We start from the raw sequence: 15,390 nt of genomic DNA, 5'->3' as shown, positions 1-15,390 counted from the left end.
CGCGTGCGCGAGCCCACCAGTCTCACGCCGAAGGCCCCGCCACTCTCCTTCCCCAGGAGAACGGCGGGGCCTTCGCCGTACGACGCACCTGGCGGCACCACGGCGCGAAGGCGCCGCGAGGGCACCGCGGAGGCCGTGGGGCATCGCCCCACCCGCCCGTAGAGGCGCTTGGGAAGCAACCACCCCCAGCGCCGGGGCGGCGCGAAGGTGCCGCGAGGGCACCGCGAAAGCCATGGGGCATCGCCCCACCCGCCCGTAGAGGCGCTTGGGAAGCAACAGCCCCCAGCGCCGCGCGCGCCCCCGCCCTACCGCCGCAGCCGCGCCGCCCTCGCCACGGCGACCACCGCCTTCTCCAAGGCGTACTCCGGGTCGTCCCCGCCGCCCTTCACGCCCGCGTCCGCCTCCGCCACCGCCCGCAGCGCCAGCGACACCCCGTCCGGTGTCCAGCCCCGCATCTGCTGCCGGACCCGGTCGATCTTCCACGGCGGCATCCCCAGCTCCCGCGCCAGGTCCGCCGGCCGGCCGCCCCGCGCCGCCGACAGCTTGCCGATCGCCCGGACGCCCTGGGCCAGCGCGCTGGTGATCAGGACCGCCGGGACGCCGGTCGAGAGCGACCAGCGCAGGGCCTCCAGCGCCTCCGCGGCCCGTCCCTCCACCGCGCGGTCCGCGACGTTGAACGAGGACGCCTCCGCGCGGCCGGTGTAGTACCGCCCGACGATCGCCTCGTCGATCGTGCCCTCCACGTCCGCGGTCAGCTGGGACACCGCCGAGGCGAGCTCCCGCAGATCACTGCCGACCGAGTCGACCAGCGCCTGGCACGCCTCGGGCGTGGCCGACCGCCCCAGCGAACGGAACTCCTGGCGTACGAACGTCAGACGCTCCGCCGGCTTCGTCGTCTTCGGGCACGCCACCTCCCGCGCGCCCGCCTTGCGCGCCGCGTCGAGCAGACCCTTGCCCTTGGCGCCGCCCGCGTGGAGCAGGACGAGCGAGATCTCCTCGATGGGCGCGTCGACGTACGCCTTGATGTCCTTGATCGTGTCCGCGGACAGGTCCTGGGCATTGCGCACGACGAGGACCTTGCGCTCGGCGAAGAGCGACGGACTGGTCAGCTCCGCCAGCGTGCCGGGCTGGAGCTGCTCGGGGGTGAGGTCGCGCACGTCCGTGTCGGCGTCGGCGGCGCGGGCGGCCGCCACCACCTCCTGGACCACGCGGTCGAGAAGCAGGTCCTCCTGGCCCACGGCGAGCGTGACGGGGGCGAGCAGGTCGTCGGTCGAAGTCTTTCTGGTGGCCATCGCGTCCCAGCATCCCACGGGCCACCGACACTCCCTCCCGTACCGGAGAATGACCTGGTGAGCGAACGACACGTACTCGTACTGCCGGACCGCGACGCCGCCGAGGAGGTCGCCGAGGAGCTGCCCGCCCGCTTCGGTGTCGCCGAGGAGCCGCAGCTCGTCAGGGACGCCCTGGCGGGCGAGGACGACGCGGAGGACGCCCAGTGGCTGGTCGTCGTGGAGGACCCGGAAGGCCGGCTGGACTCCGCGGCGCTCGACGCGCTCGCCGCCGAGTACGAGGGCTGGCTGGAGGCCACGTAGGAGCGGCCGATCGCGGGTGGCCTACGCCTCGGCGGTGGCAGGGGATCTACGGGGCCGGTACGGGTTCCTCGGCGGTGGCAGGGGATCTACGGGGCCGGTACGGGTTCCTCGGCGGGCGCGGGTGACCTACGGGGCCGGTACGGGTTCCCTGGCGGGCGCGGGTGACCTACGGGGCCGGTACCGGTTCCTCGGCGGGCGCGGGCAGTTCGCGGGTGCGGGGCAGCGGCGAGGGCAGCAGCCACAGGACGGCGAACACCGCTCCGGCGGTCGCGATCCACAGGGTCGGGCGCAGCCCGATCGCGGTGCCGAGGGCGCCTCCGGCCAGTGCGCCGAGAGGGCGGAAGCCGTGGTTGAGGGTGCGGAACGCGCCCATCACACGGGCCCGGACGGCATCGGGTATCAGCGCCATCTGGAAGGAGCCCGCGGCGATGTCCACGACCATCACGCCGACGCAGGAGAGGAACTCGGCGCCGAACAGCAGGACGACGACCAGGGCGGTCGGGCCTTCGGCGAGTGGGATCAGCAGCAGGGGCAGGGTGAAGCCGAGGAATCCGGCGACGATGGAGGGACCGATTCCGAACCGGCGCACGACCCGACCCGCGCACACGGCGCCGATCAGCCCCCCGACGGCTCCGGCGCCGAGGACCGCGCCGAGAACACCCGCGCTCAGGCCGAGTTCAGTCGTGGCGTACAGCACGAACAGGGTGTGGAACATGTAGTTGAAGAACTGGATCGTCCCGGAGGCCGTGAACAGCGCCCGCATGGACGGGTTCCGCACGACCCAGCGGAGCCCCTCGGTGAAGTGACCCTTGCCGACCGGGGAGGGCGGGGGTTCGACGGGGCTGATCCGGGCCAGGAAACCTGCCGAGAGCAGATAGGTGAGGGCGTCGGCGAGCAGCGCGAAGGGCGCGGTGAGGACCTGCACCAGCACGCCGCCGATGCCGGGACCTGCCAGCCACGACATCGAACGGCTGCCGTTGGCCAGTGAGTTGGCCTGGACGTAGCGCTCGGTCGGGACCATCGCCACGAACAGCGTGGCGTTGCACGCCTCGAAGAGCACGGTCAGCGCGCCGACGCCGAAGGCGACCGCGTAGAGCTGCCCGAGGGTGAGGGCGTCGAGCAGATACGCGACCGGGAGGGTCACCAGCAGCGCCGCCCGGCCGAGGTCGGCGGCGATCATGGCTCGGCGCCGTCGGGCCTGCCGGTCGGCCCAGGCGCCGAGGGGCAGGTTGAGCAGCAACGCGGGCAGCAGTTCGGCGGTCTTGAGCCACCCCATCTCGGCGGCGTCGGCCCCGAGGACGAGGACGGCGGCGAGCGGGATCGCGATGAGGGAGATCTGGTCCCCGACGAGGGAGACGGTCTGTCCGGTCCAGTAGCGCCGGAAGGGCCGCTCGCGCAGGAGCGCGGGTATGCGTTCCGCGGCGCTCATCTCTCATTCCTCTCGTCGTCGAAGCTCTCCTCGGGGATCTCGCGGTCCAGGTACGCGATCCGCAGCACGCTGACGGGCCTGGCCCCCTCCGGCCGCAGGGAGGGGTCGGACTGACGGTCCTCGTAGGGCCGCAGGAGTTCTTCGACCCGCTCACCGAAGGCGGTCAGCTCGGCGGGGGTGAGGTAGAGCAGCGAGTCGCCGAACTGCTCGGCCTCCCGCCATTCCCGCGGCAACCGCTGCCGGTCCTTCATGGCCCGCAGGACCCGCTCGAAGTACCGCTCGGCGACAGCGGCGCTCAGCGCGTCCGCCGCCTCCGCGACCGACGCGTCCTCGCTGTCCCCGGGCCAGTCCGTGTACCGGGCCGTCGCCCGCCAGGGCTTCTCCCGCCCCCGTCCGCCCGGCGCCTCCTCCACCAGTCCGTACTTGGCGAGTATCCGCAGGTGGTAGGAGCAGCTGGCCACCGATTCGCCGGTGAGCTCGGCGGCCCGGGTGGCGGTGAACGGTCCGCTGCTCCGTAGCAGCCCGACCAGGGCCATCCGTGTCGGATGGGCATAGGCCCGCAGGGCGCGGGGGTCCGTGAGGTGGATGCTGCGGGGCTGGGGGTTCTCCTCCATGATGTAAAGCTATCTTTAGAAAGCTTCCTTTACAAGGATGCCACCAGGCGCGCCTCACAGGCCGTCTCCTCTCGGCAGGGCCCGAAGGCTCGGACCCGCCCCCGTCACCGCGATCGCCCCGTCCCGGTCCGTCCTGAGCACCTCCGCTCCCCCGGCCCGCAGTGCTTCGACGGTCCGGGCCGACGGGTGCCCGTACGGGTTGTCACGACCGGTCGACACCAGCGCCAGCCTCGGCCGCACGGCCCGTATCAGCCCGGGATCCTGGTGGGCGGAGCCGTGGTGGGCGACCTTGAGCACGTCCACCGGCCGCAGGGACGGGTAGGCCCGCGCCAGGCCCTGCTGGGCGGGAGGTTCCAGGTCCCCGAGCAGCAGCAGGGTCATCCCTCCCGCCGTCCGCACGAGCAGGGTGACGCTGGCGTCGTTCGGCCCCGACTCCGCCGCCGCCACCGCCCCGGGCGCCGCCCGTGGCCACAGCACCTGCCACTCCAGCGGTCCCAGGCGCCGTCGCTCCCCGGGCCACGCCCGGACGATCGGGATCCCGGCTTTCGCCGCTTGCCGCCGTACGAACGCCGCCTGGCCGGGAGGCTCTTCGAGCCCCGTCGTCTGGATCGCCCCGACGGCCCGCCCCCGCAGCACTCCCGCGAGACCGGCGACATGATCCGCGTGGAAATGCGTGAGCACCACCAGGGGGATCCGGCGGACCCCGAGCTCGCGCAGGCAGCGGTCCACCAACGCCGGATCGGGCCCGGCGTCCACCACGACGGCCGCGTCCCCTCCGGCCGCCAGCACGGTCGCGTCCCCCTGTCCGACCTGGCACATGGCGAACGCCCAGCCCGGCGGGGGCCATCCGGTGACCAGCCGGGTCAACGGCGCGGGCCGCACCACCGCGACCAGCAGCAGGACGGCGCACCCGGCACCGATCCCCCGCCGACAGGGCAGCTTCCGCGCGCCGAGCACCACCAGGCCGAAGAGGACGGCGAGGAACAGCCCGCCCCACCAGCCACCCGGCCACACCGCCTCCGCCCCCGGCAGCGCCGCCCCGGCACGGGCGACTTCGGCGACCCACTCGGCGGGCCAGGCCGCGACCTTCGCGACGAGCTCGGCGGCCGGGAGCGAGACGGGTGCCAGGGCGAGCACGGCGAACCCGAGCACCGTCGCCGGAGCGACCGCCGGCTCGGCGAGAAGATTGCAGGGGATCGCGACCAGGCTCACCCGGGCCGCGAAGACCGCCACCACCGGCGCGCACACCGCCTGGGCCGCCAGGGCGGCGGCCAACGCCTCCGCCAGCCGGCCCGGAACCCGGCGTCGCCGCAGCGCCTCGCTCCAGCGCGGCGCGATCGTGAGCAGCGCCCCGGTCGCGAGCACGGAGAGCAGGAACCCATGACTCCGCGCCAGCCACGGGTCGTACAGCACCAGCAGCAGCACCGCCGCGGCGAGGGCGGGCAACAGCGATCTGCGCCGTCCGGTGCCGATGGCGAGCAGGGCGACCAGGCCGCAGGCCGCCGCACGCAGCACGCTCGGATCGGGCCGGCAGACGATGACGAAGGCGAGGGTGAGACCGCCTCCGGTCAGCGCGGTGGACCGCAGCGGAATGCCGAGGCGGGGCGCGAGCCCCCCGCGCTCCGCACGAAGCGCGGTGCCCGGCCTGCCGACCAGGAGCAGCAGGACGATCGTGAGGTTGGAACCTGAGACCGCGAGAAGGTGCGTGAGATCCGTCGCCTGGAAAGCGTCGCTCAACTCGGGATCGATCCGGGAGGTGTCCCCGACGACCAGCCCGGGCAGCAGTGCCCGGGCGTCCGGCCCGAGGTCCTCGGTCGCGCGCCGCAGTCCGGCTCTGAGTTCTCCCGCCGTGCGCTGCAGGGCATTTGGCGGACCGGTGATCCGTGGTGGCAGCTCCCGGTCGACGCGGAGCACCGCCGCGAACGGGTCGCCCGGACGGGTCGTCGGCGCGAACCGTCCGTCGACCCGCAGCCGGGTGGAGGGCAGCAGACCCAGCCACCGCCCCTGGGACTCGCCCGTCGGCACGATCACGAGCACCGGCGTCCTGGTCCGGTGCACCGAACCGTCGGCCGCCTCGACGCGAGTGACCTCCCCGTGCAGGACGACGGAGACCGGGGCCGCACGGTCGCCCCGGATGTGAGGCCGGGTGAGCCGTGGATCGGAGGTGACCGTCACCTCGGTGCTCGCCCGGGCGTACTTCCCGGCGAGACCCGGTACCGGCCCGCGGCCCAGGTCAGCCGCGTGCAGCCCGCCCGACGCGGCACCGGCCCCGGCACAGAGCAGCGCCGCCGCCCCCGCCGTGGCCCGGAGCCGCCACGCCCTCCCGTGCCCTGCCGCCCCCACCGGGAGCGACAGCAGCAGGCCCGCCCCGCCGACGCACGCCAGCACCCCCGCGAGCGTCCACCACCCGGGGACGCCCACGGCGATCGCTGCCGCACCCCAGGCCGCCAACGCCGGTGGTACCAGCCGGAGATCGACCGGTCCCTCGTCGCTCGGATTCATGGCCGGACCAGCGGTTCGAGGTCCGCGAACCTGCGTTCGCCGATGCCGTTGACCTCGCGCAGCTCGGCGACCGACCGGAACCCGCCGTGCTCGGTGCGATGGTCCACGATGTGCTGGGCGAGGACCGGTCCGACGCCGGGCAGGGTGTCGAGCTGCTCCACGGTCGCCGCGTTGAGGCTGAGGGGCATCGCGCGCCCACCGGCCGCCGTACCCCCACCGAGGCCCGAGCCGCTGCCGGGGGCGCCGTCGACCGCGGCCGGCATCGGCAGCCCGACCACCACCTGTTCGCCGTCCATGAGGATCCTGGCCCGGTTGAGTCCCGTGACGTCCGTACCCGGCCGGACTCCGCCCGCGGCGCGCAGGGCGTCCGCCACCCGCGATCCCGACGGCAGCGTCAGCACCCCGGGCCGTCGTACCTTGCCGCTCACGTCGACCACCACCGCCGACGGCGGCGTTCCCGTGGCCGGGGCAGGCGGTGCCGGGGACAGCGGGGAGGCCCCGCTCTCCGGCAGCGGCGCGGCGCGCACGACCTCCGGTGCCCGCACGGCCTCCGGCCGCCCCGTCCAGAAGTAGCGGCCGGCGAAGCCCGCCGCCACCACCAGGATCACGGCCAGCGCGGCCAGCGTCCTCGGTTCGAGGCCACACCTGGACTGCACCCACATCGGCAGCCGTTCCCTGAGCGCGAGCCCCAGCCGCTCCCGCCGCCGGGCCCCGGGCCTCTCTTCCCGTACCCGCTCCACGGGTGGTTCGGGCCCGGCGGCGGAGGTGCCGGAAGAGGCGGACGTGCCGGTGGAGACGGGCGCGCCAAAGGCAACAGACGTACCGGAAGTGGCAGACGAGTCGGAAGTGACGCCGGTGCCGACGGGCGGGAAGAGGGCGTCGCCCCGGTGCCTGACGGTCGCGCGGGTCGCCGCGACCGCGTGTCGCCCCCGGGACCGCTGCCGGGCGCGGCCGTCCGATCCCGGGGCGCGACCGGGGCCGCTGGTCGCCCTCGGTGTCCTGACCGGGGGCGCGGTCGTCTCGGAGTGGGATGAGTGAGGTGCCTGACGTGAGGCGAAGCGTGTGCGAAGAGCCATGCACGAGACGGTAGGCACATCGCCGGGAACCCGCTGAGACGCCTCAATTCCGGTGTATTACCGCCCGGTTGTGGAAAAACGCGTCACTCACACGAGGGACGGGACTGTCAGCGGGGTGAGACGACGACCGCGAGCAGCCCCGGGCCCGTGTGCGCCCCGATCACCGCTCCCACCTCACTGACCTGCAACGCCTCCACACCCGTCAGCCGCTCGCGCAGGCGCTCGGCCAGCACGGCGGCCCGCTCGGGCGCGGAGAGGTGGTGCACGGCGACATCCACCGGACCGGAGCCCGCCCGCTCCACGGCGATCTCCTCCAGCCGGGCGATGGCCTTCGACGCCGTGCGCACCTTCTCGCGGAGTTCGATCCGGCCGCCCTCGAGCTCGAGGAGCGGCTTCACGGCGAGCGCCGAGCCCAGCAGCGCCTGCGCGGCCCCGATGCGCCCGCCCCTGCGGAGGTACTCCAGCGTGTCGACGTAGAAGAAGGCGGACGTGCCCGCGGCCCGCTTCTCGGCCGCGGCGACCGCCTCGTCGAGCGATCCGCCCGCCTCCGCGACCTCGGCCGCCGCCAGCGCGCAGAACCCGAGCGCCATCCCCATCATCCGGGTGTCCACCACTCGTACAGGCACGGGTGCGTCCTTCGCCGCCAGCACGGCGGCGTCGTACGTGCCGGAGACCTCGGCGGAGAGGTGGAGCGAGACGATGCTCCGCGCGCCGGCCTCGGCCGCGGCGCGATAGGCCGCCGCGAAGACCTCGGGGCTGGGACGCGAGGTGGTCACCGGCCGCCGTTTCTGGAGCGCCTGCGCCAGGGACCGCGCCGAGATCTCGGTGCCCTCCTCAAGGGCGCGGTCGCCGATGACGACGGTCAGCGGTACCGCTGTGATGCCGTGCCGCTCCATCGTCTGCGGTGGCAGGTAGGCCGTGGAATCGGTGACGATCGCGACATGCCGGGACATGAGCGGGAGGTTACCCGCCAAGACCGTCCCGCGGCAGCCCGGCCCCCGGACGGAATCGGCCCACGTCACCGCGCCGGACGGGCCTCCGATCCTGGCGCCCGGTCAACCCAGGTGAGCGGCGCGTCAGTTGGTGGTCTCAGGCCGGGCGGACTTCTCCCAGGGATAGGCCGTCTGCCGAGGATCGCGCGGCGTGATCGCGGGCGGAGGCTGCTGACGCTCGTCGCCCTTGGGGGCGGTGGCCCCGGAAGAGCCGGAAGCGCCCGGGGCCTTCCCCGGCTCCGCCTCGGCTTCCGCCGGCCACACCTGCCCCCGGTCGGCACCCGGCTCGGCGGCGCCCGCCTCGGGCCACGAGAAGTCGGCCGTGTCACGTCCCGGGGTGTCCGTCACCGACCAGTGGCGCAGCGCGCCCGCCTCCATGTCGATCTGCGCACTCAACGAGGACAGGTCGTCCTCGGCGAATTTGCGCGCCCGGTCCCGGGCGGCCCAGCGCAGCGAGTCCGCCGACCGTGTGATCTGTTCCGTACGCTTCCGCAGCTCGGCGAGCTGACCGGCCACCCTCGTCCGGTCCGGCTCCCGCTCCAGACGCTTGAGCTCCTCGTCCAGCTCCTGCCCATGGGCGCTCAGCCGGTGGAAGAGGTCCAGGGTCTCCCTCAGCGACGCGTCCTCGGCGGCCCCTGCCCGCAGGGCCTCCTGGGTGGCCCGCATCGAGGTGCGCAGCGACAGTCTCAGCTGGGCCAGTTCGCCGGCGACCCCGATCTGGCCGTAGCTCTTGGCGCGCAGCGTCGTGTCCTCGACCGTGCGCCGGGCCTGCGTGATCGTGCGGTCGACACCGCGCTTGGCGGCCTTGACGACCTTCACGGTGGCGTACACCCCCAGCGCCACGAAGGCGAAGAAGAGCAGCGCCATGATCACAATCGCGGCTTCCATGTGCGCCCCTCCGGCGTCGGTCGAGTTCCCCGGCTCGCGAGTCGCCCCGCGTCGAGTTTCCTCAGCTGTCGTTCTCCACGGTAAACGGAACGGGCAGGCCGAGGGTTCCATCGGGACCCCCAACCTGCCCGTAGGGGAAAGCCCCCATGCCTCGTCGTCAGCCGGCCACGATGTTGACCAGCTTCGGCGCGCGCACGATCACCTTGCGGATCTGCGCGCCGCCCAGCGCCGCGACCACGTTCGCGTCACCCAGGGCCAGCGCCTCCAGCTCGGCGTCGGTGATCGACGGCGAGACCTCCAGACGCGCCTTGACCTTGCCCTTGATCTGCACGACGCAGGTCACCGTCTCGTCGACGACGTACGCCGGGTCGGCGACGGGGAAGTCCTGGTGGACGACCGAGTCGGTGTGGCCCAGCTTGCGCCACAGCTCCTCGGCGATGTGCGGGGCCAGCGGGGCGACGAGCAGCACCAGCTGCTCGGCGACCGGCCGCGACACCGCTCCGCCCGCCTTGGTCAGGTGGTTGTTCAGCTCGGTGACCTTGGCGATGGCGGTGTTGAAGCGCATGGCCGCCATGTCCTGCGAGACGCCGTCGATCGCCTTGTGCAGGGCGCGCAGCGTGTCCTCGTCGGGCGCGGTGTCGACGACCGTGGCCTCACCGGTCGACTCGTCGACGATGTTGCGCCACAGCCGCTGCAGCAGCCGGTACTGGCCGACCACCGCGCGCGTGTCCCAGGGGCGGGAGACGTCCAGCGGGCCCATCGCCATCTCGTACAGGCGCAGGGTGTCGGCGCCGTACTCGGCGCAGATCTCGTCCGGGGTGACCGCGTTCTTCAGGGACTTGCCCATCTTGCCCAGAACGCGGCTGACCTTCTCGCCCTGGTACCAGAAGCCGCCGTCGCGCTCCTCGACCTCGGCCGCCGGCACCGCGATCCCGCGCGCGTCACGGTAGACGAAGGCCTGGATCATGCCCTGGTTGTACAGCTTGTGGAACGGCTCGGCGGAGGAGACGTGGCCCAGGTCGAACAGCACCTTGGACCAGAACCGCGCGTACAGCAGGTGCAGCACGGCGTGCTCGGCGCCGCCGACGTACAGGTCGACGCCACCGGTCGGCATGCCCTCGCGCGGGCCCATCCAGTACTGCTCGATGGCCGGGTCGACCAGCTTCCGGTCGTTGTGCGGATCCAGGTAGCGCAGCTCGTACCAGCAGGAACCGGCCCAGTTGGGCATGGTGTTGGTCTCGCGGCGGTACTTCTTCGGCCCGTCGCCCAGGTCCAGGGTGACGTTGACCCAGTCCTCGTTGCGCGACAGCGGCGTCTCCGGCTGGGTGTCGGCGTCGTCCGGCTCGAAGGTGCGCGGCGAGTAGTCGTCGACCTCCGGCAGCTCCAGCGGCAGCATCGACTCGGGCAGCGGGTGTGCGATGCCGTCCTCGTCGTACACGATGGGGAAGGGCTCGCCCCAGTAGCGCTGGCGGCTGAACAGCCAGTCGCGCAGCCGGAAGTTGACGGTGCCTTCGCCGATGCCCCGGTCGGCCAGCCAGGCGGTGATCCTCGCCTTGGCCTCGACGACGCCCAGGCCGTCCAGCGAGACGTCGTCGTTCGAGGAGTTGATCAGCTTCGCCTCGTACGAGGAGAAGGCGTCGTCCCAGGCGGACGGGTCGGTGCCGCGGTCGTCGCTCGGCTCGACCACGCAGCGCATCGGCAGCTCGAAGGCGCGCGCGAAGGCGAAGTCCCGGGAGTCGTGCGCCGGGACGGCCATGATCGCGCCGGTGCCGTAGCCCATCAGGACGTAGTCGGCGATGAAGACGGGGACCTGCTCGCCGCTGACCGGGTTGGTGGCGTACGCGCCGGTGAAGACACCGGTCTTGTCCTTGGCCTCGGCCTGCCGCTCGACGTCGGACTTGGAGGCGGCCTGCTTGCGGTAGGCGTCGACGGCCTCGGCGGGGGTGGCGTGGCCGCCGGTCCACACGTCGTGGGTGCCCTCGGGCCAGGCGGCCGGGACGATCTTCTCGACCAGGTCGTGCTCGGGGGCCAGGACCATGTACGTGGCACCGAACAGGGTGTCCTGGCGGGTGGTGAAGACGGTGATGGCGCCGGAGTCGCCGACCTGGAAGTCGACGCGGGCGCCCTCGGAGCGGCCGATCCAGTTCCGCTGCTGCAGCTTGATGGCCTCGGGCCAGTCCAGCGCGTCCAGGTCGTCCAGCAGGCGGTCCGCGTAGGCGGTGATGCGCATGTTCCACTGGCGCAGCTTGGCCTTGAAGACGGGGAAGTTGCCGCGCTCGGAGCGTCCGTCGGCGGTGACCTCCTCGTTGGCCAGGACCGTGCCCAGGCCGGGGCACCAGTTGACGGGCGCGTCGGAGGCGTACGCCAGGCGGTAGTCACCCAGGACGTCGGCGCGCTCGGCGGCGGTCAGCTCGCTCCACGCGCGCGTGCCGGGGACCTCACGCGTGCCGTTCTCGAACTGCTCGACCAGTTCGGCGATCGGGCGGGCCTTCTTGGCCTCGTCGTCGTACCAGGAGTTGAAGATCTGCAGGAAGATCCACTGGGTCCACTTGTAGTACTCCGGGTCGATCGTGGCGAACGACCGGCGCTTGTCGTGACCCAGGCCCAGCCGGCGCAGCTGGACCTTCATGTTCTCCATGTTGGCCTCGGTGGACACGCGCGGGTGCGTGCCCGTCTGTACGGCGTACTGCTCGGCCGGGAGGCCGAAGGCGTCGAAGCCCAGGGTGTGCAGCACGTTGTGGCCGGTCATGCGCTGGTGGCGGGCGAAGACATCGGTGGCGATGTAGCCCAGCGGGTGACCGACGTGCAGGCCCGCGCCCGAGGGGTACGGGAACATGTCCATGATGAACTTCTTGGGCCGGGCGGCGATCTCGGGGTCGCCCGCCAGATCACCGGTGGGGTTCGGCGCCTCGTACGTGCCTTCGGCGTCCCAGAAGTCCTGCCAGCGTGCCTCGATGTCGGCGGCCATGGCCGCCGTATAACGATGCGGGGCCGCCGTCTCGGCAGCCGAATTCATCTCGCTCATGATCCTTGAAGCTCCATCGATCGTCTCTGCCCACTGCCACGAAATGCCACGAAATGAAAAATCCCCTCGCACAGGAGGGGACGCCGCGCCGATTCCGACCGGATCTTTCATCCGTCGGGACTGATCAGCGCGGCTCGCTAAGCAGAAGGCGTACGGCACGCATGGCGTCAGGGTACCGCAGGGCCCGAGCGGCCCGCACCGACGTTCCGTCCGCTGGGCCGCAGGGCGCCCGAGGCGCCCGGGTTACTCCGCGTATCGCCCCTATCCAGGGCAACCCCAGAGTCAGTTACACGTCGCGCCCCGCGTAAACGAGCAAACCACCTACCGGCCGGTATGCAGCGACTTAGCATGCGGCAACGGGACCGCTTATCCGCACCATTCCGGAGTCGCCCCCATGAACCCTCATCGCAAGATCCGTTCTTCTCCCGCCCTGCGAACCGGTATGAGCCGGCCGGTTCGGGGCGGGCTTTCGGTCGCGGGACTGGTGATCATTCCGCTGCTCGCGATAGGCGGCAGTGACGGTTTCCGGGCCGCGCTCGACTTCACCACCGGTGTGCTGTCACTGGTGGCCCTGACCGCCTCGGTCGTGTGGGGACTCGTCGCCACCGACCGGCTGCTGCTCTCCGCCCGTCACCGGCTGCTCGCCCAGGGCGTCCACCGCGCCACCGCCGTCGCCTCCCTCGGCTTTCTGCTGCTGCACGGCACGGTGAAGGTCTCCCTCGGCCATGTCGAGCCGATCGGCGCGCTGATCCCCTTCGGCCTCGGCATCACCGGCGCGGCCGGCCTCATCGGCTTCGGCTCGCTCGCCGGTCTGCTGATGGTGATCACCGCCGCGACCGGCGCCCTGCGCAGCACCCTGGCCTGCCGGAGCCGGTTCGCCGCTCACTGGCGCCCGCTGCACATGCTGGCCTACCCGGCGTGGTGCTTCGCCCTGGTCCACGGCCTGTACGCGGGCCGGCCGGCCGCCGGCTGGGTCGTGGTCGTGTACTGCCTGGCGCTCGCGGCGGTCGCCGCGGCCGTCTCGCTGCGGCAGCTGCCCGCCCCGGTACAGCGCGACCTCGCCGACCGGACGGCCGAGCTCCTCAGCTCACTGGAGGGTCGCGGCCGCCGTGGGCGCCGCGGCCGGCCGGCCGCCGAGCGGCCCGCCGGACCCCAGCGGCGGAGCGAGGAGGAACCGCCCCCCGACGAGCCCCCCACCCTGTCCGCCGAATGGCTGGACCGCCCGGTCGCCCGGCCCCCGCTGAACGCGCCGCCGCCTCCCCCCGTACCCCAGTTGTACGAGTCGGCGCCACCGCCCCCGCGCGCCGGCGCCGGCTTCTCCGCCGCCTACCGCGCCGTCTCCCGCAGCCCCTTTCCCGCTCCGAACCCACCCGCCCCCGTCGATCCCGGCGCCCCGCTCGCCGAGCGCGTCCCCATGACCGAGGAGCTTCCCGTCGTCCCCGACCCCTCTCCCCGTCCGTCTTCCTCCCGACCCGGCTTCTGGCCCACGCCCTCGCCGCCGATGCCGATACCGACCCACGCGAGCCCGCCGCCCGCGGGTGAGCCCTGGACCGCGCCCGGAGGGGACCGCCCGTGAACCGGCCTCTCCCCGACGTTCCCGAGGTCCGCGTCGTCGGTCTGCCGCAGCTCACCCAGGGCTTCGACCTGGTCGAACGGCTCGGCCTCGCCATGCACCTGAAGGTGCACGGACCGCTGGAGCCGATGAATGGCGAGCGGCTCGCCCAGCTCTCGGACGAGATATCCCTGCACGGGCGCGGTGGCGCCGGTTTTCCCTTCGGCCGCAAGCTCAGGGCGGTCGCGCAGGCGGCGATCCGCCGCGGCGTGCGCCCCGTCGTGGTGATCAACGGCAGTGAGGGCGAGCCGGCCTGCCGCAAGGACACGGTGCTCCTCAACCGCGCGCCGCACCTGATCCTGGACGGCGCCCTGCTGGCCGCCGAGGCCCTCGGCGCCCGGACCCTGATCGTCGCCGTCACCCGTAACTCCACGGAGATCTCCGTCCGGGCCGCCCTGGCCGAACGCGGTCTCTCCGACCGGCGCGGACAGGCACTCCGCGCGCGTGTCGTCCGTACTCCCGAGCGGATGGTCTCCGGGGAGGCGTCGGCGGTGGTCCGCGCGGCGGGCGGTGGTCCCGCTCTGCCCCTCGGCCGCCGTGAACGCGCGGCGGAGTCGGGGGTGGGCGGCGCGCCGACCCTGCTCTCCAACGCCGAGACGTTCGCGCAGCTGGCCGTCGCCGCCCGGATCGGTCCGCGCCGGTTCGGCCACACCGGCCTGGACTCCGAGCCCGGCACGGTCCTCCTGACGATCTCGGGAGCGGTCGCGCGCCCCATGGTGGTCGAGGTCCCGACGGGTGTCCCGCTCAGGTACGTGCTCCAGCTGGCGGGCGCCCCGCCGCTGCCGCAGGGCGTCCTCACCGGCGGCTACCACGGCAACTGGATCGACTCGACCGCCGTCCACAACGCCGTCGTCTCGCGCGCGTCCCTGGCGGCCGTCGGCGGCGCCCTGGGCGCCGGGGCGATCCTGCCCATCGGTCCCGAGACGTGTCCGCTCGGCGAGTCACTGCGGGTGGCGAACTGGCTGGCGGCGGAGACGGCCGGCCAGTGCGGACCCTGCAGGCTGGGTCTGCCCGCGGCGGCCGGCGGTCTGTCGGACGTGCTGAACGGCGGCGGCCCGGCCGCGCTGGAGGCGCTGCGGGAGGTGACGCAGGCGGTGAAGGGCCGTGGCGCGTGCAAGCACCCCGACGGCTCGGCCCGCTTCTTCGCCTCGACGCTGTCGGCGTTCACGGACGATCTGGCCGCCCATGTCCTCGACGGCGGCTGCGGCCGCCCCACGACGGGGGTGCTGCCCCTGCCCGGCCCCGGCTACCAGGACCTGGAGGAGTCGATCCCGAGCGGCGAGAAGCTGGCCGTGGACTGGACCCTGTGCCAGGGGCACGGACTGTGCGCCGACATCGTGCCGGAGCTGATCAGGCTGGGCCCGGACGGTTATCCGGCGCTGGCCGACGCTTCCGTACCGGTGCATCTGCGGGGACGCGCACAGCGGGCCGTACGCCGCTGTCCGGCGCTGGCGCTCCGGGTGGAGGCGCCGCCCGCGGAACGGCCCGTCCTGCCGCCGGTCACGGGCCGCAAGGCGCTGGGAACCGGCCTGGGTTGACGCCGGCACACGAAGAAGCGGGTCATCCGATCCGGATGACCCGCTTCTCTTCTGTGGAGCTAAGGAGAATTGAAAACCGGAGCACAAGCCATACAAGCACACGCGCAAACAACAGAGCGATA

11 protein-coding genes are annotated in these 15,390 nt (G+C 73.1%); 3 read left to right on the top strand and 8 right to left on the bottom strand.

Features of this window, described 5'->3' with window-relative positions; all coding sequences use genetic code 11:
- Window positions 1–305: 305 nt before the first annotated feature.
- Complete coding sequence (holA, locus tag ABZY12_RS08895; RefSeq protein ID WP_356888601.1) at window positions 306–1,292, bottom strand: DNA polymerase III subunit delta; 987 nt, start codon at window positions 1,290–1,292, stop codon at window positions 306–308.
- Between the two features lie 54 nt (window positions 1,293–1,346).
- Between holA and ABZY12_RS08890 the strand changes: the two genes are divergently transcribed.
- Window positions 1,347–1,592 (top strand): hypothetical protein, encoded by a 246-nt coding sequence (locus ABZY12_RS08890; protein ID WP_356888820.1) that lies wholly within the window; start codon window positions 1,347–1,349, stop codon window positions 1,590–1,592.
- Window positions 1,593–1,758: 166 nt separating this feature from the next.
- Here ABZY12_RS08890 and ABZY12_RS08885 read toward each other — a convergent pair whose 3' ends face one another.
- The 7 genes from ABZY12_RS08885 to leuS form a co-directional block, all read right to left on the bottom strand.
- On the bottom strand, window positions 1,759–3,021 hold the full coding sequence (locus tag ABZY12_RS08885; protein ID WP_356888600.1) for an MFS transporter: 1,263 nt from the start codon (window positions 3,019–3,021) through the stop codon (window positions 1,759–1,761).
- Window positions 3,018–3,635 (bottom strand): helix-turn-helix domain-containing protein, encoded by a 618-nt coding sequence (locus ABZY12_RS08880; protein ID WP_356888599.1) that lies wholly within the window; start codon window positions 3,633–3,635, stop codon window positions 3,018–3,020. The genes ABZY12_RS08885 and ABZY12_RS08880 overlap by 4 nt, the downstream gene beginning before the upstream one ends.
- A gap of 54 nt (window positions 3,636–3,689) precedes the next feature.
- Complete coding sequence (locus tag ABZY12_RS08875) at window positions 3,690–6,137, bottom strand: ComEC/Rec2 family competence protein (protein ID WP_356888598.1); 2,448 nt, start codon at window positions 6,135–6,137, stop codon at window positions 3,690–3,692.
- On the bottom strand, window positions 6,134–7,213 hold the full coding sequence (locus ABZY12_RS08870) for a ComEA family DNA-binding protein (RefSeq protein ID WP_356888597.1): 1,080 nt from the start codon (window positions 7,211–7,213) through the stop codon (window positions 6,134–6,136). The genes ABZY12_RS08875 and ABZY12_RS08870 overlap by 4 nt, the downstream gene beginning before the upstream one ends.
- A gap of 107 nt (window positions 7,214–7,320) precedes the next feature.
- Complete coding sequence (locus ABZY12_RS08865; protein ID WP_356888596.1) at window positions 7,321–8,166, bottom strand: DegV family protein; 846 nt, start codon at window positions 8,164–8,166, stop codon at window positions 7,321–7,323.
- A 123-nt stretch (window positions 8,167–8,289) separates the two neighbouring features.
- Window positions 8,290–9,093 carry a hypothetical protein gene (locus ABZY12_RS08860; protein ID WP_356888595.1) on the bottom strand — a complete coding sequence of 268 codons (804 nt, stop codon included), beginning with the start codon at window positions 9,091–9,093 and terminating at the stop codon, window positions 8,290–8,292.
- 157 nt (window positions 9,094–9,250) lie between these two features.
- Window positions 9,251–12,118 (bottom strand): leucine--tRNA ligase, encoded by a 2,868-nt coding sequence (leuS, locus tag ABZY12_RS08855; protein WP_356888594.1) that lies wholly within the window; start codon window positions 12,116–12,118, stop codon window positions 9,251–9,253.
- Window positions 12,119–12,512: 394 nt separating this feature from the next.
- On the opposite strand from leuS, the gene ABZY12_RS08850 reads away from it, so the two are divergent.
- Both ABZY12_RS08850 and ABZY12_RS08845 read left to right on the top strand, forming a co-directional pair.
- The gene (locus ABZY12_RS08850) at window positions 12,513–13,694 is read left to right on the top strand and encodes a hypothetical protein (RefSeq protein ID WP_356888593.1); all 1,182 of its coding nucleotides are present in this window, start codon (window positions 12,513–12,515) and stop codon (window positions 13,692–13,694) included.
- Entirely contained in the window at window positions 13,691–15,268 is a 1,578-nt protein-coding gene (locus tag ABZY12_RS08845) for an NADH-ubiquinone oxidoreductase-F iron-sulfur binding region domain-containing protein (RefSeq protein ID WP_356888592.1), read from the top strand. Before ABZY12_RS08850 ends, ABZY12_RS08845 begins: the two co-directional genes overlap by 4 nt.
- Window positions 15,269–15,390 lie beyond the last annotated feature (122 nt).

It is taken from the genome of Streptomyces sp. NPDC006551 (assembly GCF_040611675.1).
Classification (GTDB): Bacteria; Actinomycetota; Actinomycetes; order Streptomycetales; family Streptomycetaceae; genus Streptomyces.
This window is presented reverse-complemented; position numbering and strand designations above follow the sequence as displayed.